The organism is Ruegeria sp. O5, from assembly GCF_056535105.1.
Genome location: NZ_JBQERN010000030.1, coordinates 1 through 21,215, shown reverse-complemented (window position 1 = coordinate 21,215; position 21,215 = coordinate 1). Strand labels below are relative to the sequence as shown.

The window sequence follows — 21,215 nt, the reverse complement described above, 5'->3', positions numbered from 1 at the left end:
GGCAGGCGCTTCAGGCCGAAGCTTCGGGCGGTGGCTACAAGGTGCTGTGGCAAAATGCGAACGGGTCATATGCTGAATGGACCACGGATGCTTCGGGGCAATACCAAGGCGGTGTTAGCATCGCCAATGTTGTGGATGTCGAAATCTTCTACAGTCACGATATTGATGGAAATGGGACCATCGGTCCTGCTCAACCAAAACTGAGCGCTTTGTTGGCACCCGAAAACAATACCGTGACGGTGGCCGAGGAGTCCGGTGCCTCCGAATGGGACGAAGATGTCGACTATCTGGAATTCGTGCCAGACTTGCCCACCTTCCAGAATGAGGAAGATATCTATGGATTGGTTGTCTCTTGCGTGAAAAACAACATTTACGGGCCTTCGACAACCATCCTGGAAGCTGTGTGGCATGAAGCCACAGACAATGTGTCAGAAGAGGATGCCAACCTGACAATTGCATCCTTGATGGAGGATGACAGCTTCTTTTGGTAATGTTGACCCCGCTCTGTAGGAGATGCTGATCGCGCTGCGATTGCCTCGGATACATTTCTGGTGCGAAAGAAGTGTATCTATGCCGAAGAAACGATTCAGTGACGTGCAAGTTGCCTTTGCGTTGTAACAGGCTCTGAGAAAGACTTGGGTCAACTGGCCTCAGGGAATCGTATTCAAGATCCAATTGGGGTCAGGTTTATGTGGACGGCTCAAGGCTGACTCTTCGGGGTTGAGATATTTGAATCCATTGGGGCGTATCGCACGTCAACAAACTTTCGTTTCACGTCACGTCAAAGGAGGTATGGCGACAGTTGGCCAACCTTCTGTTGATACAAGAATAAGGGACCTTTCCAAGGTCGCAGAGGAAAACCCCAGGCGCAGCGACCGCATATACATGGCTTGCAATTGGTTCGAAATCCGCCCGGAAATGCGCTGTGCTTTTGACGCAGATCACCGAATAACTCAGAGGGTTTAACCCGATATGTGTGAAATGTGCGCGATCCAGGCATTGGTTTCGTATGCTTGTGACGACAAGGTCGATCTCGGCGTCGTGTCCAACCAAGCGAAGCGCAGCTGTCTTGCCAAGCGTAGCTGTTCCGCCGCCATACATTTCACCGGTATAGCGGCATGTGCCATCACTTAAGGAAAGCACTTCAAACTCTGCCCTGAATGGAACATGTCCGGCCAGGTTCGACTTTGCGCCGATAGCCAAAATGATCCGTGCGCCCTCCCCTGCCGCATGGGCCTGAATGGCACTTTCCGGATCATGGAACAGACCCATCAGAACGTTTTTTACCCCGCCCTCAATCAAAGCGGCCAGCAGCCCCGTTGTATCTGACGTTCCGCCTGCGCCCGGATTGTCCTGAACATCGGCTAGAACGATGGGTTTTTCGCGCCTTTGACGACATGTAGAAACGGCCTCTTCCAAAGACAACATCTTACATTCAAGATTGGCCTCACGGGACAGGAACATGCTGACAATCTCTTTGGCAGCGGCAGCCGCTTTTTCAGCAGTCAAGGCATAAGCAAGGCAGGATGGTCCGGTGTCAGGAAAATCCGCCGCCGTAAAACCAAGAGCGATCTCTGCCAGAATGCCTTGCTGTTCAAACCTGACAGGCAATTGATAGATATCACTGATCGGCGCAGAACCCGTGTGTTGCGCATGCAGGGGGATCAGGTAAGGCACCGGTTGGAACGTTTTGTATAGGGTTTCACCCGCCAGCAGGCGACGCAAGACTGGAACGCATCGTGCACCCGCTTCCGCCATATCCAAATGTGGGTAAGTGCGAAAAATCGACAGGTAATCTGAGTGTTCGACCATTTCGGTGGAAATGTTGGCGTGAAGGTCCAAACTTGCAACCACTGGAACGTCTGGACCCACAGTTTCACGAACGCGACGCAAAAGCTCTCCTTCACCGTCAGCAAGGCTTTCGGAGACCATAGCTCCGTGCAGATCAAGATAGACACCGTCAATCTGGCCTGCGCCCCATATTCCGTCCAACAGCATCCCGCAGATCGTTTCGAATGCATGATCGGTGACATGGGCGGACGGTTCGGCAGAGCACCACAAAACGGGAATGACATCAAATCCCGCTGCCTGTGCCGCGGCGGTGAAACCCGCGATCGGAAGGTTCATGCCTTCGGTTTCCAGAACAACCTGTGAACCATGCAGCATTCCCGGCCAGGAATCCGTCATCTCAAACTCAGGCATCCCAGCTTTCGTTACACCGAAACAGTTGGTTTCATGTTGAAACCCCGCGATCACAATACGCTTGGTCGCCATTATGCGTGCTCAAACTCTTGTTCAGTACACACAGCGGAAAAAACCCTTTCGCCATAGCGGATGGTTTCAAGCACGACAGTGTCTGACAATCGGTCCGGGTCGTGCAGTGGATTGCGCGAAAGAACAACAAAATCTGCAATTTTACCCGTTTCTATGGATCCGCGTTGATCTTCCTTGAACACCTGCCACGCGGCTTCGATGGTTTGGGCCCGCAGGGCTGAAATAACGCTGATCTTCTGATCCTCGCCAAGCACACGGCCAGAAGCGGATTTTCGGTTCACCGCGCAATGGGCAAGATGGATTGGACGCGTCGGTGTGACCGAGGCGTCGTTGTGGATCGTGTATCGCACGCCATACCGTTCGGCTGACGCCGCTGGCGATATCCGTTCGGCTCGCTCGGGTCCCAGGAAAGTATCGTAATGACGATCCCCCCAAAAGAAGACATGGGCGGGAAAGAAGCTGACGGTCAGACCAAGCCGGGCCATACGCTCCAATTGGTCATCCCTCAGAACCTGGCCATGGATAATGGTGTGTCGATGATCCTGGCGCGGGTGTGCAACAAGCGCCTTTTCCACCGCATCTATGAACATCTCGGCACCGGCATCGCCATTACAGTGGCAGTGAATCTGCAAGCCCTGACTGTGGAGCTTTTCTACATCCGCAACCAACTGCTCTTGCGAGGAATAGGTCATTCCACAAGGATTATCAGGGCTGGCAGGTTTGAAATATGGAGCAGACAAATACGCGGTCTGTAACTGAAAGGCCCCGTCTGTAAACAGTTTGCGCGGACCCAGCGAAAAATGCGGGTTGCCCGGCCAGCTCGTTCCAATCCAACGCGAAGATAACTCTGGCTCCAGATCTCCGACGGGCAAAAGCTCGATGTCAATTCCCGGATCCTGATCCGCAGGCAGGCTTGCGAAGTGGTCCAGCATGGGCTGCGATGCCCAGGCGTTTTGGGCATAGGTCACACCATGGGCCAGGTATTCGCTGCGGCAGGCGTCAAAACCCCGCCAAAACCGGTCGCGGTCAATCAGGAAATCAGTATCGCCCATTTCACCCATGGCCGACAGCCCTTCCATCAATCCGGTCAGCGCTCCGGCTTCCGGATCGCGGCCATAACGGCCCCCCTCTGGATCAGGAGTTTCACGGGTTATCCCGCGTCTTTCCAGCGCGAGAGAATTTGCCACGCCATTATGACCCGACGCATGAATGACCCAGATTGGATGGCGTTGTGACACACCGTCCAGTTCGGCCCGTGTGGGCATTCGACCTTCCAGAATGGACGTATTGTCAAAGGACACCCCCATGACCCATTCACCCTCGGGTGTTGCACTCGCCTTTTCGTGAAGCCTGTTCAACGCCTGTGACATGTCTCTGCAATCCCCTAAAGGCGGCGAAGACAGATCGACACGGAACAGCTTGACAAAGCCGGGATCGGGAAAGTGCCCGTGTGGGTCGATAAAGGCGGGCATCAGGGTACGACCCTTCAGATCATGCTCGTGCGCATCCGAAGGCATGCGGGCGCGCAACTCAGCCTCGGCCCCCACTGCCTGAATTCTGTTGCCGTCAGTCAGCACCGCCTCTGGTGAAGAGTTCTGCGCATCCATAGTCAGGATGGTGCCGTTGAAGTAGAGTTTGCTTGGCATTGGATTTCCTAGTTACGACAGCGGGGCCAGACAACGCAGCCCATGGCCGCCCTTTACTTCCCATTCCGGGGTTTGGGTGCAAATGTCTCTGGCAAAGGGGCAACGCTCGCGAAACTCACAGCCAGATGGTCGCTTCAGCAGGCTGGGAGGTTCCCCTTTGAGAGCGATCCGTTCCAGTCGCGCATCCGGGTCCGGCTCGGGGTTGGCGCTCAGAAGGCAGCGGGTGTAGGGATGGCGCGGATCGTTGAAAATCGTCTCGGTTGTGCCCTCCTCGACCAAACGGCCCAGATACATGATGCCCATTCTGTCGGCCACGTGGCGCACGACGCTGAGGTTGTGCGTGATGATGACCATCGCCAGCCCCAGCCTTTCGCGCAGATCGTTGAGCAGGTTCAGCAACTCACCCTGGACCGAGACATCGAGACCGGCAGTCGGCTCATCCGCAAGGATCAGCTTGGGTTCCAGCGCCAGGGCGCGCGCGACGCCCACGCGCCGGGCCTGACCTCCTGACAGCTGATAGGGATAGCGATCGGCAAAATGCGCGGGCAGGTTCACCATTTCCAATAGGCGCTTGGCCTCGGCATCCAGATCGCGATCTTTCATACCCTGAATGCGATAGGGTTCGGTGATCAGGCTGCGGATTGTCAGGCGGGGCGACAGGCTACCGACCGGGTCCTGAAACATCATCGCCATGTCTTTACGCAGCGGGCGCATGACGCTTTCCGGCGCGCCCCGAATTTCCCGACCTTCGAATGTGACCGAACCGTCCTGTGCAGGCGCAAGACCCGCAATCGCGCGGATTACCGTCGTCTTACCCGATCCGCTTTCACCAACCAGAGCGTAAGTTTCGCCAGGTTCTACGGTAAAGCTGACACCCGCCAGAACATTGACCGGTCCATAACTGGTTTTAAGATCCACGACATTCAGCAAGCTCATGTTGCGACCTCCTCGTGGTTCAGCCAGCATGCGGCGTGGTGGCCTTCTTTCAGTTGATCCAGTGGCGGCACATCGGTCGCGCAGCGCGCCATGGCCTGATCGCAACGGTCCCGAAAGATGCACCCCCCGGGCAGGTTGGCCAGATCAGGCACTTCACCGGGGATGGTGGGTAAAACGCGGGCGCGTTCTTTGATGTGGCCGGGATCACATTCGATCAGACGACGTGTATAGGGGTGTTTAGGGTTGTGGAAAATCTCACGCACATCGCCGCTTTCGACAACGGCTCCTGCATACATCACCACCACCCGGTCGCAGAGTTCCGCGATCACGCCCAGATGGTGCGAAATAAACAGAATGGCACAATGAAACTCGCGCTGTAATTCTTGTAGGCGCTCGATGATCTGTACCTCAAGAGTGGCGTCCAATGCAGTGGTTGGCTCATCCGCGATCAGGAGATCCGGCTCGGACATCAACGCCATTGCTATGGCGATCCGCTGGCGCATCCCACCTGAGAACTCATGCGGATACTGCTTTAGGCGCGCTTCGGGATCGGGGATGCCGACAGCACCCAGCATCTTGGCTGCGTGGGTCAATTTATCCGCCTTTGACTGCTTTGAGCGATGCTGAATGTCCAGCATCTGCTGCCCGATGGTCAGAACCGGATTGTGCGTTTGCATCGGATCCTGGAAGACAATGGATATGTCTGCACCGCGCAGGTCGCGCATCTGACGCTCGGAAGCCTTCAACAGGTCCTGCCCTTTGAAACGAACCTCACCTTGACGGAACCGCGTATTGGGGGCGGTCAGGCGCAGGATGGATGAGATCAGGGTGGATTTGCCGCATCCGGATTCCCCGACTATACCAACAATTTCACCCTTGTTGACGTTGAATGTGATGTCCCTCAGAGCCTTAAGGTCGCCACGGCCCGTTTCGTAGTCAACACTCAGGCGGTCGATTTCCAGCAGTGTATCGGTCATCGCTGTTTCCTCAATTTCGGGTCGACCACATCACGTAGGCTTTCGCCCAGGAAAGTGAATCCAAGTGTTGCCAGAATGATCGGCAGGCCCCCGCCCACCACCAGCCACGGTGTTTGGCGGATCAGGGAATAGCCATCCTTGAGCAAGGCTCCCCAGCTGGGTGTCGGGGGTTTCACACCCAACCCCAAAAACGACAGCCCGGCCTCCAGCGCGATGACGGTGGGTATATCCATGGCTGCCAAAACAGCCAGAACCCCGATGATATTGGGTAGCATGTGCACACCCAGAATACGTGTCATGCTGGCCCCCATTGACCGCTCTGCCAGAATGAACTCAGAATTGCGAAGCGTCAGGGTCTGGGTTCGCGCCACGCGCCCATATGTCGGGATTGAGGTCGCCATGACCACGAATACAACTGTCTGCAAGCTGGGCCCGACAAGGGCCACAACAGCCAGTGCAAACATCACCGTCGGAAAGGACCGGATGGTATCGAAAAACAGCATCAGCAGGTTGTCGAGCCATTTTGGTCCGTACCCGGCTATCATGCCCAAAGTCAGGCCAATCGCCATCGCGCCGAAAACAGCTGGCAGCGCCACTTTAAGCGCAACCTGCCCCCCAGCAATCACCCGCGAAAACGTATCGCGACCCAGCTGATCCGTGCCCAACAGATGCGCCGCGGACGGCCCTTGCAGGCGGGATTTGATATCCATGGCAATGGGATCGTAAGGCACAATCCAGGCAGAAAATATCGCGCAGAACACGATGGTCCCAACGATTATCAAACCCATTAACCCAAGCGGGTCGCGGGCAACCCCGACTATGATCTGGCCAAGTTCGGAACGAGATTTTACCATCACTCCGCCTCCCTAATGAGCCGTGCGTGCGCGTGGATCGAGTAGCGCGTTGATCAGATCGGCCAAGGCGGTCGACACAACGAACAGTGCCGTTGATACAAGGACCGAACCCATCACAATCGGATAGTTTCGGGTCGTGATGCTGTCGATGACCAGCTTACCCAAGCCTGGTCGGGCAAAAACGATTTCGGCAAAAACGGCTGAGCTGAGCAGAAAGCCCATCCCGACCCCGATCACGGTGACCACGGGTAGAATTGCGATACGCAATGCGTAAACCATGACCACGCGACGTTCCGCGATACCAAAGGCCCGGGCGGTACGCACATGGCTTTCACCCATGACCTCGAGCATCGACGCCCGTACCAGCCGTGCGATATATCCTACCCAGCTGAGCCCTATGGCGAATGCTGGCAGAACCAGATGGTCAAGGCGGTCCCAGAACCCCTCTCCTGCCCCAATGGCGGGAAACCATTGCAAATTAACGGCGAAAACCAACAAAGCCAAAAGCGCAACAACAAAGGCCGGAGCGGCAACAAAACTGACGGAAATTGCGGCGGCGATCCGGTCGATCATCGTGTTTGGATGCGCAGCCGCATAAGCGCCAAGTGCGATACCAAGACTTGCGGACCACAGGATTGATGCAAAAATCAGCTCCAGAGTGAACGGCAATTGCTGAAACACAATCTCAGTCACAGACCGACCCGAGAAAACATCGGTGCCAAGGTCACCCTGCAAAAGGTTCGAGTAAAAGATCAGCAGCTGTTTCCAGATCGGTTGATCAAGACCAAGTGCGGCGGTGAGTTGGGCCTGAAGCTCGGGTGTGGCGCGCGGACCCAGCATGATCTGGACCGGATCGCCTGGTACAGCGCGGATCATCAGGAACATGACGGTGACCGCTACGAAAAGGATGAGCAGCGATAGCCCGAAGCGACGGGTTGCGAAGTTTAGCATAGCCAACTGGCTCCTTGTGGCTGGATGGCGTTGGTTATGGAGCGGCGAGTGTCAGCGCCCGCCGCTCCCTGTCGACCTGGGGAGGTCAGGTCGACTTGCCAAAGTAACGCAGCAGCGACAGCCCGTCCGGGCGCAATGCAGGAATGACACCTGCGCTGTGAATGACCGGTGTTGCCTCGTGTGTGATGAAGCGATAGGCACCGCTTTCTTCCATCAAGTCCTGCGCACGCTGGTACATTTCAGCCCGCTTTGCGATATCTGTTTCCCCAGCCGCAGCTTCGTGGATTTCGTTGAACTCTGCGCTGTTAAAGCGTTCCCAGTTCCACTTGCCAATTTGCTCGGGCGTAAACCACGACGTCGCATAATACGGGTCCGGCGTCATCGAATAGCGGTTCAGAACAAGTTGCAGGTTTTCGTTGTCGCCAGACGCCCAGAACGCACCGGATTCCAGAACATTCACCTCAACTGTGATACCGATTTGCGCCAGCGTCGCCTGAATGATCTGTGCAGTTGTCGTGAACGTTGTCTTGTTTAGCGTGTCGAGGGTCAGAGTGACGTTGGTTTCACCCGATTCCGCAAGTAGTTGCGCCGCTTTTTCGAAATTTGCCTCAGGTGGCACCAGCGAAGACGGCCGATGCCCTGCCAGACCCGGAGCAATGATCCCGGTTGCCGGCTCGGCTGCACCAAAATAGGCAGCCTCCAGAATGCTGGGGACATCTATGGCATGTTGAATCGCCTGCCGCAGCTTCTGATTTTGCAGCTTTGGATGTTCAACATTCATTCCCATCCAGACATAGTAAAGCGAGGGTTTCTCAACCAGCGATCCCCCATTGGGAACACCAGCGCGATAACGTTCGACTGAACCCAGCGACACGCGAGTTACGTCCAGTTCGCCCGCTTCAAACGCGATCTCGGCGGTGTTTTCGTCGTCGATCGGATAGATCTCGATTGTGTCCCAGGTCGGAGCATCGCCTTTCCAGTCAGGGTTGCGCTTAAGAACCGTTTTTTCCTTGGGCGACCAGCTGTCCCGCAGATATGGGCCGGACTCTGCCACCGGATCAGCACCGATCCGGCCACCGGCTGCTTCGACCGCTGCTTTCGAAACAATGTTTCCGGTGATGTAAGGCAGGGAAATGGACCAAATCGGTGCGAAGGGTTTGTTCAACACAATCGTCCCTTCGCGTTCACCGGTCACTTCAACATGGCTGAACGGTCCCAGGTCGGGTTTGTTTGGGCTGTCGGTCGCGTCATCCACGATCCGTTCCATGCTGAACTTGACGTCCTCGGCGGTCATGGCGCCAAAGCCGTTGGTGAAGCCGATATCGTCACGCAATGCAAACTTGATATGGGTGGGGTCAACCTGCTCGATCATCGTTGCCGCGTCGAGCTGCCAGCCCCATTCCTCGCCTGGCTTATACTGGATCAGCTTGTTGTAGATCGAGGCATGTACCTCTTCTTCCACGACTCCAACCGAGTGGGCCGGATCCATATTCTGTGCATCGCCATAGGCCCGTACCCGCAGAACACCGTCGTCTGCTGCAAATACGCGATTTGCCCACCCCATCGGAAGCGCCGAGGTCGCTCCAAGCGCGGTTGCGCCTTTCAGGAACCCGCGACGACCAACATTGGCCTTTGTCCATTCTATCTTCATAGTATCCTCCCTAGGATTAAGTCAGAGAAATCCGCGTGGAATGGTTTCCGACCATTCCTTTGTCAGGACTTCGGTTTCATCGGCACCTTCGGTGGCGCGAAGTTTGCGGTAGAGGTAGAAATTCTGCGTGTCGCAACTCATGCGGCACTCGGTCGAGATGGCGACCTGCCACTCCGCCCGTTCGAATGTGAAATTCCAGGCCGTCTCAAACCGGGCAGTGGCCGGGTCATCCGGGTTAATGCCGTAATGCATGCGCACATCACTGCCGACAATCAGGCCGTGATAGGGATCGCGTGATTTACCATAGTCGTCAAACGTCTCAAGCACGATCCGGCCGTCTTCTGTTTCTTTACGTTCGGAATGCGACGCAGGTGTCCGCAATTGATCGGCTGCAAGAACCGGAAACTTCGGCGCCGGACCGGGTTCGGAAGCTTGGATTTCACGCGATACTTCGCGCACCGGCAAATGCAGGGCGCAGTCCTGCAAATGCAATGTCACCTGTGCCTGGTTTGGCGATGGCCAGATGATTGGCCAGTAGGACGTCGACAGGGCCAGCCGCAACACATGACCCTCACGCAGTCGATGCGCACATTCGTTTAGGGCAACCTCGGCCTCATATTCCTCGCCGGGTTGTAAGAATTCAGGTGTCTCGTGATCGCGGAAATGGCATAAGTTCAACGACCGGTAGCTGATGCGCTGTGAAATACCCTCGGGTGATACATCGCATAGGCGCGCAATAATCTGAGCGACAGGCTTGTCTACTGAAAACCGAAACTTCAGTCTTGCGCGCCCCAACAATTCCAGCGGCGCACGCAATGGCGCGCTGTCAAAGCACAGCGACAATGCATCGTCGCTTGCCTGGTCGTCGGGCAGCTCGTTATCGATCCGCATACCTGCACAAAAATACCCGCTTTGCATGCCCAAATGGCAGGGCGACGAAATGGCTGCGGAACCTTGGGCTGGGGTAGGGGAAAACTCGCCCGGTGCCAGATGCCAGATTTGTTCATGTATGTGCGGCGATGGCCAGCGACCTTCAGCTATCCAGCGACCTTGCCGAGGGCTGTTTTTCGGTGTCGGGTTGAAATGCTCCTGCATGTATGTCCGGTACGCAGGCAAATCTTCTGCGCCGTTTTCCTGTTCTTTCAACCAGCGATCAAACCAGCCGATGACTTCGGAATGGAAATCCGCAGGATCAATTTTCGAGATATGCGCGTATCGATGCTCCCATGGCCCGATGACGGCCTTGGTGGGCGATGTCAGGTTGGCTGCCAAAGCAGGCGGGGCATTTACATACGCATCTGCCCAGCCGGTTATGGCCAAAACCGGGGTTTGGATGGCAGACCAATCTTCGCAAACCGAGCCGTGCTTCCAGTATGTGTCCCGTGTCTGATGACGCAGCCAATCGGCGGCTGAAAATGGAACGTTTTGCAGCCGCGTCAGCCAGTCCTCTCGCCAGTCTGCGCGTAAGGCCGGATCTGCGGGTCTGGTCAGATAAGCGAACATCTGACTACCCCAGTTCATGTTGTCGCTCAGCAGGCAACCACCCATGAAATGGATGTCATCTGCATAGCGATCCACGGTCGAGGCGACGCTGACGACAGCCTTCAACGCAGGCGGTTGCCGGAAAGCCAGTTGCAAACCATTAAACCCACCCCAAGATATTCCGATCATCCCAACGTGACCGTCGCACCAATCCTGCGCTGCGATCCATGCGATGACTTCTTCACCATCACTCAGTTCCTGTTCCGAGTATTCATCGTCGAATTGCCCTTCGCTGTCGCCCGTACCCGCTATATCGACCCGAACGCAGGCATAGTCAGCCTCGGCAAATACCTTATGTGTTGTTTCATCTCTGGGCGCTGTGCCGTCGCGTTTGCGGTAAGGCAGGTATTCCAGAATGGCCGGAGCTGGACCGGTTTCGGGTAACCAGAGTCGAGCAGCAAGCCTCCGCCCGTCGGAGAGTGTGATCCATGTGTTTTCGACGGTTTTAACTGGCATCCGAGAGCTTGTTTTTGCGAGCTGATGCCGAAGAAGAAAACAATTTGCAGAAAAAACAAATTGTGCAATCTTATGCGAAGTGATGCTATTTGCAGCGAAATAGCGTCAAATAGCGAAAGGTTTTTCCATGTCCCAGTATTTTTCTGCCAACCTGAAGTCGCTATGCGCAGAACACGGCAATATTTCAAAGATTTGTCGGGATATTGGCGTCAACCGGCAGCAATTCAATCGGTATCTGAATGGCTCCAGCCTGCCTTCGGCCCACAACATGCGTCGGATCGCGCGCCATTTCGGCCTGACAGAAGCCGAACTGTTCGCTGAAACTGCTCGCTTTGAGCAAATGCTAAAGGATGTCTTACCACCAACCGGAAAAACGCCCGCAGACGCGTTTCTGGATCCTTTTCGGGGCCAACACAAAAACCTCAGGCGCTATGTTGGTTTCTATCACTCGTTTTTCTGCACACCTTCCTGGGAAGGGAAGATATTTTGTTCGTTAATCCGTATTCAGGAAGTTGATGGGCTTTTCACAATCCGGTCCCGCGAAATTGCCACATCACAAGACAAAAGCATGCACCAGATTTCTCGTTACGTTGGTTTGGTGACAATGCGGGGAAACAGGATATTTGTAACCGAACATGAGTTGATGCGCGAAGGCAGCGTTGCCAATACCATCTTATATTCAGCGCACCGCCAGCAACTAAAGTATCTGCGGGGAATGACGATGGGTGTTGCTTGGCGCCCTTACCCGCATCCCTACGCCGCCAAAACAATCTGGAAGCGCCTGCACGAGCGGGTAACCGCGCGTGAGGCCATTGCCGCCTGTGGTATCTACTCAACCCATAGTACCAAGATTGATCCAACTGTCAGGAAACACCTTACCGAAGAGTGAAGTGTCGGAAGGATGTATGTGACGCTCTGTTTTTTCAGGATCACACCCGGCATATCAATTTGGCTTTGCTATTCTGCTTACGCGTGTCCTTTTGGTGGTGTGCGGGTGTAAAGGTATTAGGGACGTTACCGTTTTTGTACCGTAGCCCATAAATAGTGAACCAACAGTTCATAGTGACACGATCAATTCGAGCGTTCCGCTCCGATAGTCACTGTCTGGTCCAATCAAACCGGAGACGTGTCCATCAGAATGATCGCTTTTCTCGTATTACTCGTCCAGTTATGCGAAAGCCGATATCCTTGTTCCTTGCCGTCGCGGTCTAAAGCAATTTCTGCACCGAAGATCAGACTGAATCCGCGTGCGTTTCCAATAACGGCACGTTTCTGAGCCAGCGCTTCCATTCATTTGCGAGCATGCAATCCCACATTTTTCGCGCTCTCCAGCAATTGCTGTCTTTGATCTCTTCCAATACCGCCATCGCTGCAGCACAGAAAACGGGGTTGCTATTAAACGTATTGAAATAGCGATAGCACTTAAGAAAAGTAACAAAGAATTCTGCTCGTGTAACAACACCACCCACCGGATGGCCATTCGTCTTTGATTTCCCCAGTGTCGCGATACCTGGCAGGATACTCCTTCACCCCTAACAAAATGGACCGGGTCGCCTTAGAGGGATGATACATTGGGTCCAAGCAGCTTTGTCTTGTCGGCAATAAGCTGATCTTTTTCCTGTTATGGTATGCAACTTTCGCAGGTATCCCTCGAGGCGGCGCCACGGCGTCGGAAGGCAAAATGCATTTGTTGGAATGACGAAGGTCAGCGATTTTTGCTGATCACACCCTGCTCGACCCAGGCATCAAATTGCACGAGGACCGCTTCGCTGAACGTGTGGTCGTTGATATGAGCGTCAAGTTCCGTCATCGGCACACGACCCGGTATAACCTTGCGTGCCTCATCCACCATATCTGCCAGTGCTTCAGGATCATGCGCCGCCTCACCTTCCCTGTCCCATGCTTCAACCCCCTGAACAGGCAAGAAAAAGTGAACTGGCCCGGTTGCGGCTTGCATTCGGTTGGCCAGTTCACGGATCCAAGCGCGGCGTTCATCCCCATTGAAGACGGAACTCTTGATCAGTCGGTTATGCACGTGAAACGGACGATCTGAATATTGGTCGGGGATGTCCTGCCAGCCCGCGAAATCCAACAGGTCCAACGCTCCGGGCGCGATCATCTGCGGTGTGCCTACGCGACCTGCACTGGTTACACGCTCCTCGCCGCTGGACACGACAGAGCCCGCCATAAAATTTCCGAATTCCTGCATGCAGAAATCCATCACGCAGGCAAACGCACCCTCGCCAGCCAGCTTTTCAAATGCCATGCCACCCATGCCGGTAGAGTGGAAAACCGCCACCTCAAAACCGCGTTCCTCCAACGCCGGTTTCAACGTCTTCATGTAGCGCAGACAAGACGAGCCAAGACTGGTCATTCCTATCAATGGCTTGCTGCGGTCCGGTGCAATAGCGGCCTTGGTCGCGCCAACAACTGCCCCGGCTGCCTGGCTGAGTGAAGACTGGCAAATCGAGTTCATACCATAGAGCCCGCCGGCCCACAGGATCATCTGAATATCCGGCGCCAGACGATGCGGAGGGATCAGAGGAGAAAAGCTGACAGTGGACACAATGTATTTTGGCACACCCATCGGCAGCGCTTGTGCACAGTCCAGCGCCAGATCGGTGCCCATGGTACCGCCGGTGGCCAGCATCCCGTCAAAGCGGCCATCGGCATAGGCCTGGGCAACCACTTTTGCGGCACCCGCGGACATAACCCGAAAAGCTTTATTTTCATCCCCCTGTGCGATGACTTCATCAATGGTCATGCCACCGGCAGAAGCGACGTCGTGCTTTGAGATGTCTGTTGGCGTCTTGGGATCACCCAGCACTGAGACATCCATTGTCAGTACATCAGCGCCCTGTGCGCGAATTGCGTTTTCAATGAAACGCATCTCGGCTTCTTTCGTGTCATAGGTGCCGATCAGCAGGATCGTTTTCATAGTCATAAGCTCCTCCTTCGTTCCGCCGCCATTCAGAGCTTGATCCAGGCCGTTTTCAGGTCGAAGTATTTCTCAAGCGCGTGCAAAGACTTGTCGTGCCCATTGCCGGACTGGCGCACTCCTCCAAGCGGTACGGTCAGATCAGCACCGCCATAGGTGTTCACATGCACGACGCCTGTGCGGATACCAGCCACCATACGGTGGGCGCGGCCAAGGTTAGATGTCCAGACACCGCCAGCCAGGCCATACACGGTGGCGTTCGCCAACCGGATCGCGTCTTCTTCGTTTTTGAAGGGGGTCACCGCCAGAACGGGGCCAAAGACTTCGTTCTGAAACAAGTGGTCCGTCTCTTTTACCCCGGCCATTACGGTCGGAGACATATAATAGCCGCCACTCTCCATCAGGATGCGATTACCACCGGTGCGCCGCTCTGCCCCTTCCGCCTCGGCTTTGGCAACAAAATCCAGATTGGCCTCAAGTTCCGGCAGGCTGTGAACGGCACCAATCTGGCTGTTCAGGTCCAGCGGATCGCCGACGCGAAAGTTTTCAGCATGGCGCGAGACTTCGGCCACGAAATCCTGGTAGATATCTTCCTGAACAAGAAGGCGAGAGCCAGCAACGCAGACTTGACCGGAGTTGCGGAAGATTCCCGCTGCGGACACTTTGGCGGCCTCGGCCAGATCCGGGGCGTCGTTGAAGACGATGTTGGCTGACTTACCGCCCAACTCAAGGTAGCAGCGCTTCAGATTGGAACGAGCTGAATACTCCAGCAACCGACGACCCGTCGCACCTGACCCAGTGAACACCATAATGTCTACATCCATCGACAGTGCCAGTGCCTCGCCCACAACCGAGCCGCGCCCTGTCACGACGTTGAACACGCCATCCGGAACCCCGGCTTCAGCAGCCAGTTCAGCAATCTTCAAAAGGCTGAGCGAAGCGCTTTCTGCGGGTTTCAATACTACGGAATTGCCTGCCGCAAGGGCCGGAGCAATTTTCCAGCTGCCGATCATCAGCGGAAAATTCCACGGTACGATTGCACCCACCACGCCGACCGGGGCATGGTGTACGAGGCCAAGAATATCGTGACTGGTTGGCGCGATCTGGCCATAAATCTTGTCGATTGCTTCGGCATAGTACCGAAATGTCGCCGCCGCCGAAAGCGCCTCGGCTTTATAGGCCATGCTGATCTCGGTGCCATTGTCGCGCACCCCCAGAACAGAGATGTCCAGCGCACGCTCTTCGATCAGATCCGCCAACCTCAGCAACACTTTCTTGCGTCCTGACGGTGCCATTTCGGACCATCGCCCGTCCTCGAAAGCAACCCGAGCGGCCAGGACGGCAGCTTCAATGTCCGCCGCGCTGCCATCGGCGATCCTAGTCAGAGGTCGGCCGTCGATGGGGGACAACACTTCAACCTGTGCACCCGTTTCACCGCCAGTGAAATTGCCGTTAATGAAATGGCCGCGCGGGGCGACTTGCTGCATTCGCAGCGCGTCGATTAGGGACTGATCCATGGATATTCTCAACCTTGTTGATTTGGGTGATCTGCATCGACGGGTTCGGCGTTTGGTTCTGGTCGCAGCTTGTTTCTGAACTCGAAGTACAGAGCCCGAAAGTGCAGAATGAGGATCAGAACAATCATACCGAACAAGATGGCGGCAATCGGTCTATCAACAAAATCCAGCGGTGAATTAACCCGAGCCATGGCGCTGCGGAGCTTGACCTCCATAATGCCGCCCAAAACCATGCCGAGGATGATCGGAACGATCGGCAAGTCCAGCCGTTTGAGGATCAGACCGAACACTCCAAATGCCGCGGCCAATGCACAGTCGGTGATCGAGTTGCGCAGGCTGTATACGCCGACAAACGCCAGGATCAGGATCATGATGCCCAGAAAACGAGTTGGAATCTGAATGATCTTGAGCAGCAAGTTGGTCGAGAACAGCAAAAACACCAGAACGATCACGTTCAGCAGGATCAACGCCATATAGAGGGCCATGACGAAATCCATCTGGTTTTCGAACAGCTGCGGCCCGGGTATCACATTGTGCACGTAAAAGACTGACAACATCATTGCCGTCAGTGCCTCGCCGGGAATGCCCAGCGCCAGCAGCGGGATCATCGCCGCTCCGGGAACAGCATTGTTTGCGGATTCAGAAGCCACCAGCCCTTCGGGCGAACCATCGCCAAAGGCTTCTGGATTTTTAGAGGTTTTTTGGGCGTATGTGTACGATAGGAATTGCGAGGTGAACTCGCCGGTGCCCGGCACCATCCCCATGAAAACGCCGATGCTGGATGACACGGTTGCAATACGCTTGAGACCAAGCAGCTCTTTTAATCCCGCAAAGATGCTTCCGCCAACATGTGCTTCACCCGGTGCATGGTTTTTTTCCAGCAACAGAAGCAATGCCTGACTGATTGCGAACAGCCCCAGCACAACAACAATCAGGTCTACCCCAGAAGCCAGCCAGCTTTGCTCGAACGTGAAACGACGGGTGTATTTGACCGGCTCCAGCCCGACAGTGTTCAAGAACAGACCAAATGCCGCCAGCATGCCCGCTGCAAAGATCTGGCCGCGATGAGCGAGAATTACCAATATGATGCCAAGCAACGCGGCTAGGAAAATCTCACGGCTGCCAAAATGCGGGGCAACGAGTGCTAGGACGGGAGACAAGAGCATAAGGCAAATTATCGAAAAGATGCCTCCAAAAAATGACGCCGAATAGGCCAGTGACAACGCCCGATGACCCTGGCCGCGCTTCGTCATTGGATAGCCGTCATAGGTGGTCAAGGCATTGACTGCAGTGCCCGGTGTATTGATCAGGACGGCAGGGATTGCACCGCCATACATCGAGGACCCATAGATGCCTAGCAGCAGGGTCAGGCCAACGATGGGTTCAAACGCGAAAGTGGCGGGTAACAGAATGGCAATTGCCACCGGCGCTCCCACCCCTGGCAGAGCGCCAATAATCACGCCTCCGATTGACCCGATCAAAAGCGCAACGATTACCGGCCACTGCGCAAGTATCGAAAAACCTGATAATAGAGCATCCATCAGCGAAACCTCAAAGATACGTCAGCGCAAACGCGCGAACCGTGTCGGGTAAATACTCATAGAGAGCGCCGGCCGGGATTTTCACCTGCAAGAAAGCCCTGAAGATGACCGTGACACAAACGCCGAACAATGCGGCACAACCGATACCCTTAGCATCGCGAAACCCGGTGCGAATTGCCAAAAACACGGCAAATATTACCGTCGCGGGAAGATACCCAAGCAAGGGAACAGCTTTTACGTAAACGAGGAAGTAGAAAACATATTCAAACGACCTCAACCAGAATGCCACTTCGGTCCACCGTCCGTGACGCCGCTGTGACATTGCTGAACTGAGCCAGTGCAGAAATCCGAAAATCACCATGGCCCAGAGGGCTATCATTGGCCAAAGACTGGGTTGCGCAAACCACTTGGTTCGCTTGACGATTTGTGTCTGCTCGTCCAGCTGCATTAACAAAAAGACAGCAAACGCAAGGAACACGACCGCGAAAACTATATCGCCAGGACGGCGGTATCGCTTGAACATGTCCTGCAATGTCTTGGCAATCATCAGTTTCTCCTTCGCCATTAGGCAAAGCCGCGCGGGTCGGAGCCCGCGCGGACTCAGATGTTATTCACCAATGATCGTCGCGATTTTGCCGATGGTATCACCATCTTTGGCGATCTGTGCCGTCGCTTCATCCGCGTTTTGCCAGTAGATCAGTACACCAGTTTCACCGATCAGGTTCTGCGCCTTTTCCGACTGAAGTGCTTTTTGTGCGGCAGCCGCAATCTTATCACGCGCATCCTGAGGAACATCCTTGTGGACGAACAAGCCATTCCACAGTGCCAGGTTCAGTTCGGGGTGCAATTCGCTGACGGTTGGTGTGTCAGGAGTCAACGCAATACGCTCGTTGCCAATACTCGCCAATACATTGACGTTGTCCAAGCAAGGCAGGATCAGCTGCAAAGTTGTGTTGATGACATCAACATCACCCGAGGCCAGTGTGTTGCAATCCAGAGCGTCGAAGGCTGCTTCGCTGGCGAAATCGAAACCCGAGCTAATTGCCGCTGCAAAAGTGACCTGGGTCGGTGGCAGGAATGACCCGAAATGCCCAAGGGCCACATCGTTTTCCTTGCCGTAGGCTGCAAGCTCGTCCCAGTTCGAGAAGGGTGCGTTTTTGCCCGAGGCAATCACAAACGGATAGGTCATGAAGATTGCGATTGGCTCGAATGGGTTCGGCGACAATTCGGGAATGCCGATTTCCGGTCCGCCAATTGGCACATCAGTCACAAAGGACCCGACAGTATAGCCGTCAGCTGGGGCAGTCGCGACTTCGACAGCACCCGGGAACGGACCACCGCCACCGCCAGGCTTGTTCACGACTGCTGCCGGCACGCCGTACATTTCCTGAAATTCATCTGCGATCAGACGTGTCAATACATCCTCCAGATCGCCCGGAGGCCACGGAACGACGAAGGATACAGGTTTCTCTGGGTAATCAGCGAAAGCAGCTGATGCAGAGATCGCCATTACGGCAGCGGTAAGAATTTTATTCATGGACTCCTCCCATTGGTGGTTCACATAATGAACCTGTAAGTCATGTTTATTGTTGCGTTGTTAATTACATTGTGTCAAGTATTCTCTTAAGGAGGAGGAGTAACTTATGGGAACTGCTCTTAATGCTTTGAGATTGTTGGAGTTGTTTTCCAACGCACGGCCCGAAATTGGGCTGACCCAGATGGCTCGGCTATCTGGTGTCAATAAGGCGACTGTTCTTCGGCATCTGCGTGAACTGGAAGAGTTCGGATTGATTGAGCAGAATCAGGGAACAAAATCCTATATGGTTGGCCCGGCGGCACTGCGTCTTGCCGCGTTACGCGAGATTGCAAATCCCGGCCTCAAAGCAGCGCGCCTCAAAATGCAGGCCGCGATGCAACAAGCAGGAGAAAGCCTGCACCTTTCTCTTCTGGAAAATGATGTTCTTCAAACGGCACTAGTGGTCGAGACAACTCAGCACAGCGTTCGAGTTAGCCTAGACCCCACGGAAGTCCTTCCGCTCAACGCCACAGCCTCAGGGTTGTGCATGCTTTGTTTTGGCCCTCCTGCACTTTTGGAAGGCCTCAAAAATCGCGACTTGCCCCGTATTACTGCCTCTACGCTAACGAACCTTGAACTCATTCAAGAACGTCTCGTCGAAGTAAAGGAAACCGGTTGGTCCTATAGTAACGGAAGTTTCGAAACCGGTGTTCATGGCTTTGCAGCCCCGGTTTTCGGAATTGATCAACTGGCGCTTGGAACGGTTTCATTCGCGGTTCCTGAAATCAGAACCGCAGGCGACCTGCAGCCGCCCCTACTGAATACCCTGAAACAAGTTTCGCAAGAGCTTACGGCAATCTTTGGTGGCCAGGCTCCTGCAAACTTTCCAACTGAGTTTCGACCGAGTGTTCGGTCGGACGAAATTCCCGGAGAATTTTGAAATGAAGGATTCCAACTTCCTTAAGGAAAACAACGCCCGCTATTTTTGGCATCCGATGGCGCACCCAGCCGACAGCCAAAAGAACCCGCCGACCATTTTGGTCGGCGGCGAAGGGGTTAGCATCATCGATGTGGGCGGCCACAAGGCCATCGACGCCGTGGGAGGGTTGTGGAACGTCAATCTGGGTTATTCCTGCGAGCCAGTGAAGCAGGCGATTGCCGACCAGCTGAACGCTTTGCCCTATTATTCAACTTTCCGTGGCACCAGCAACGACAAGGCGATCGAATTGTCATACGAGCTGGCCCGATTCTTCGAGCCAGATGGATTGACCCGCGCGTTCTTTACTTCGGGCGGCTCCGATTCGGTTGAAATCGCACTGAAATTGGCACGACAGTACCACAAGGTACGCGGCGAGGACGGGCGCACCAAATTCATAAGCTTGAAACAGGGGTACCACGGGACCCATTTCGCTGCAGCGTCGGTCAACGGCAACCAGAAGTTCCGTGCTGCCTACGAACCGATGATGCCTGGATGTTTCCACATCCCGGCACCATGGACTTATCGCAATCCCTTCGACGAGACCGATCCCGAGCGTTTGGCACAGCTTTGCGTCAAAGCATTGGAAGCTGAGATTGCGTTCCAGGGCGCAAATACTGTTGCAGCGTTCATCATGGAACCTGTTTTGGGTGCTGGTGGTGTGATTCCACCGCACGAGAGCTTCATGCCGTTGGTGCGCGAGGTCTGCTCGAAACACGGCGTTCTTTTGATCTCGGATGAAATTATCACAGCCTTTGGCCGCACCGGCAGCGAAAGCGGAGCCCGGCACTGGGGTGTGCAGCCGGACATTATGACGACGGCCAAGGCTATTACGAACGGGTATTTCCCATTCGGCGCTGCGATGATTTCCGGTCAAGTTGCCGAAGTGTTCGAACGCGACACCACTGGCAAAGCGTCCGTCGATCAGGGCTACACCTATTCCGGCCATCCGGTCGGAGCGGCAGCAGCCTTGGCAGCACTTGCGGAAATTAACCGCCTGCGGGTGTGGGAGAACGCCGCCGCTCGTGGGGATGAACTGTTTACCGGCCTGAAAAAGCTGGCCGACAAGTACGAAGTGGTCGGCGACGTGCGCGGCGGTGAGGGCCTGATGTGTGCGCTGGAACTGGTCTCGGATCGCAGCACCAAAGCACCGATTGCCAAGCATCTTCCGTTGCAGGTGCAGAAGGCTGCATATGATGACGGTGTCATGGTCCGGGTGTCGGGTAACAACATTATTCTGTCGCCACCACTTATCATCACGTCAGACGATGTGTCCAAGATCCTGTCGGCGCTGGATACCGGTTTGGCGAGCCTTTAAAATCTTCCCTGACCTCGCCGTTACAAGGCGGGGTCAGACTTTGACGGCTTGTAGTTCTTCGAGCAGGTCGAGGAGTTGATTGAGTTTTTCTCGTCCCATTTGTTTTTCGATGCTTTGGTAGA

18 protein-coding genes are annotated in these 21,215 nt (G+C 55.0%); 4 read left to right on the top strand and 14 right to left on the bottom strand.

Annotation, left to right across the window (positions count from 1 at the left end; translation table 11 throughout):
- Positions 1 to 491, top strand: a 491-nt coding sequence (locus tag ACR0M3_RS19455) for a hypothetical protein (protein WP_480901108.1), incomplete at its 5' end; no start/stop codon positions are given.
- Between the two features lie 280 nt (positions 492 to 771).
- Here the strand turns inward: ACR0M3_RS19455 and ACR0M3_RS19450 are convergent.
- The 8 genes from ACR0M3_RS19450 to ACR0M3_RS19415 form a co-directional block, all read right to left on the bottom strand.
- Positions 772 to 2,274, bottom strand: coding sequence for a M81 family metallopeptidase (locus ACR0M3_RS19450; protein ID WP_480912316.1), 1,503 nt, complete (start codon positions 2,272 to 2,274; stop codon positions 772 to 774).
- Complete coding sequence (locus tag ACR0M3_RS19445; protein WP_480912313.1) at positions 2,274 to 3,920, bottom strand: amidohydrolase; 1,647 nt, start codon at positions 3,918 to 3,920, stop codon at positions 2,274 to 2,276. Before ACR0M3_RS19445 ends, ACR0M3_RS19450 begins: the two co-directional genes overlap by 1 nt.
- Before the next feature lie 12 nt (positions 3,921 to 3,932).
- Positions 3,933 to 4,856 (bottom strand): oligopeptide/dipeptide ABC transporter ATP-binding protein, encoded by a 924-nt coding sequence (locus ACR0M3_RS19440; protein WP_480589127.1) that lies wholly within the window; start codon positions 4,854 to 4,856, stop codon positions 3,933 to 3,935.
- Complete coding sequence (locus ACR0M3_RS19435; protein WP_480589125.1) at positions 4,853 to 5,833, bottom strand: ABC transporter ATP-binding protein; 981 nt, start codon at positions 5,831 to 5,833, stop codon at positions 4,853 to 4,855. The genes ACR0M3_RS19440 and ACR0M3_RS19435 overlap by 4 nt, the downstream gene beginning before the upstream one ends.
- Complete coding sequence (locus ACR0M3_RS19430; RefSeq protein ID WP_480912311.1) at positions 5,830 to 6,687, bottom strand: ABC transporter permease; 858 nt, start codon at positions 6,685 to 6,687, stop codon at positions 5,830 to 5,832. The genes ACR0M3_RS19435 and ACR0M3_RS19430 overlap by 4 nt, the downstream gene beginning before the upstream one ends.
- A 12-nt stretch (positions 6,688 to 6,699) precedes the next feature.
- Positions 6,700 to 7,638 carry an ABC transporter permease gene (locus ACR0M3_RS19425; RefSeq protein ID WP_480484901.1) on the bottom strand — a complete coding sequence of 313 codons (939 nt, stop codon included), beginning with the start codon at positions 7,636 to 7,638 and terminating at the stop codon, positions 6,700 to 6,702.
- A gap of 85 nt (positions 7,639 to 7,723) precedes the next feature.
- A complete protein-coding gene (locus ACR0M3_RS19420) occupies positions 7,724 to 9,289 on the bottom strand; it encodes an ABC transporter substrate-binding protein (protein WP_480912309.1) in 1,566 nt (521 codons plus the stop codon).
- A 21-nt stretch (positions 9,290 to 9,310) separates the two neighbouring features.
- Positions 9,311 to 11,287 carry a CocE/NonD family hydrolase gene (locus ACR0M3_RS19415; protein WP_480833193.1) on the bottom strand — a complete coding sequence of 659 codons (1,977 nt, stop codon included), beginning with the start codon at positions 11,285 to 11,287 and terminating at the stop codon, positions 9,311 to 9,313.
- A 127-nt stretch (positions 11,288 to 11,414) separates the two neighbouring features.
- Between ACR0M3_RS19415 and ACR0M3_RS19410 the strand changes: the two genes are divergently transcribed.
- Positions 11,415 to 12,176: a helix-turn-helix transcriptional regulator gene (locus tag ACR0M3_RS19410; protein ID WP_480589115.1), complete on the top strand. Its 762-nt coding sequence runs from the start codon at positions 11,415 to 11,417 to the stop codon at positions 12,174 to 12,176.
- A 343-nt stretch (positions 12,177 to 12,519) separates the two neighbouring features.
- On the opposite strand, the gene ACR0M3_RS19405 is transcribed toward ACR0M3_RS19410, so the two are convergent.
- The 6 genes from ACR0M3_RS19405 to ACR0M3_RS19380 all read right to left on the bottom strand — a co-directional run bounded on the left by ACR0M3_RS19405 (position 12,520) and on the right by ACR0M3_RS19380 (position 18,820).
- Entirely contained in the window at positions 12,520 to 12,756 is a 237-nt protein-coding gene (locus ACR0M3_RS19405; protein ID WP_480912304.1) for a hypothetical protein, read from the bottom strand.
- A gap of 236 nt (positions 12,757 to 12,992) precedes the next feature.
- Positions 12,993 to 14,231 carry a Tm-1-like ATP-binding domain-containing protein gene (locus ACR0M3_RS19400; protein WP_480912302.1) on the bottom strand — a complete coding sequence of 413 codons (1,239 nt, stop codon included), beginning with the start codon at positions 14,229 to 14,231 and terminating at the stop codon, positions 12,993 to 12,995.
- Positions 14,232 to 14,257: 26 nt separating this feature from the next.
- Complete coding sequence (locus ACR0M3_RS19395; protein ID WP_480547584.1) at positions 14,258 to 15,742, bottom strand: aldehyde dehydrogenase; 1,485 nt, start codon at positions 15,740 to 15,742, stop codon at positions 14,258 to 14,260.
- Positions 15,743 to 15,750: 8 nt separating this feature from the next.
- On the bottom strand, positions 15,751 to 17,283 hold the full coding sequence (locus ACR0M3_RS19390; protein ID WP_480547582.1) for a tripartite tricarboxylate transporter permease: 1,533 nt from the start codon (positions 17,281 to 17,283) through the stop codon (positions 15,751 to 15,753).
- Positions 17,284 to 17,293: 10 nt separating this feature from the next.
- Positions 17,294 to 17,830: a tripartite tricarboxylate transporter TctB family protein gene (locus ACR0M3_RS19385; protein ID WP_480912299.1), complete on the bottom strand. Its 537-nt coding sequence runs from the start codon at positions 17,828 to 17,830 to the stop codon at positions 17,294 to 17,296.
- Between the two features lie 60 nt (positions 17,831 to 17,890).
- Positions 17,891 to 18,820, bottom strand: a complete 930-nt coding sequence (locus ACR0M3_RS19380) for a tripartite tricarboxylate transporter substrate-binding protein (protein WP_480912297.1) — start codon at positions 18,818 to 18,820, stop codon at positions 17,891 to 17,893.
- 106 nt (positions 18,821 to 18,926) lie between these two features.
- Here ACR0M3_RS19380 and ACR0M3_RS19375 point away from each other — a divergent pair, with 106 nt between their 5' ends.
- Together ACR0M3_RS19375 and ACR0M3_RS19370 are read left to right on the top strand one after the other, a co-directional pair.
- The gene (locus ACR0M3_RS19375) at positions 18,927 to 19,739 is read left to right on the top strand and encodes an IclR family transcriptional regulator (protein ID WP_480912294.1); all 813 of its coding nucleotides are present in this window, start codon (positions 18,927 to 18,929) and stop codon (positions 19,737 to 19,739) included.
- Between the two features lies 1 nt (position 19,740).
- Positions 19,741 to 21,093: an aminotransferase class III-fold pyridoxal phosphate-dependent enzyme gene (locus tag ACR0M3_RS19370; protein WP_480912291.1), complete on the top strand. Its 1,353-nt coding sequence runs from the start codon at positions 19,741 to 19,743 to the stop codon at positions 21,091 to 21,093.
- Positions 21,094 to 21,215 lie beyond the last annotated feature (122 nt).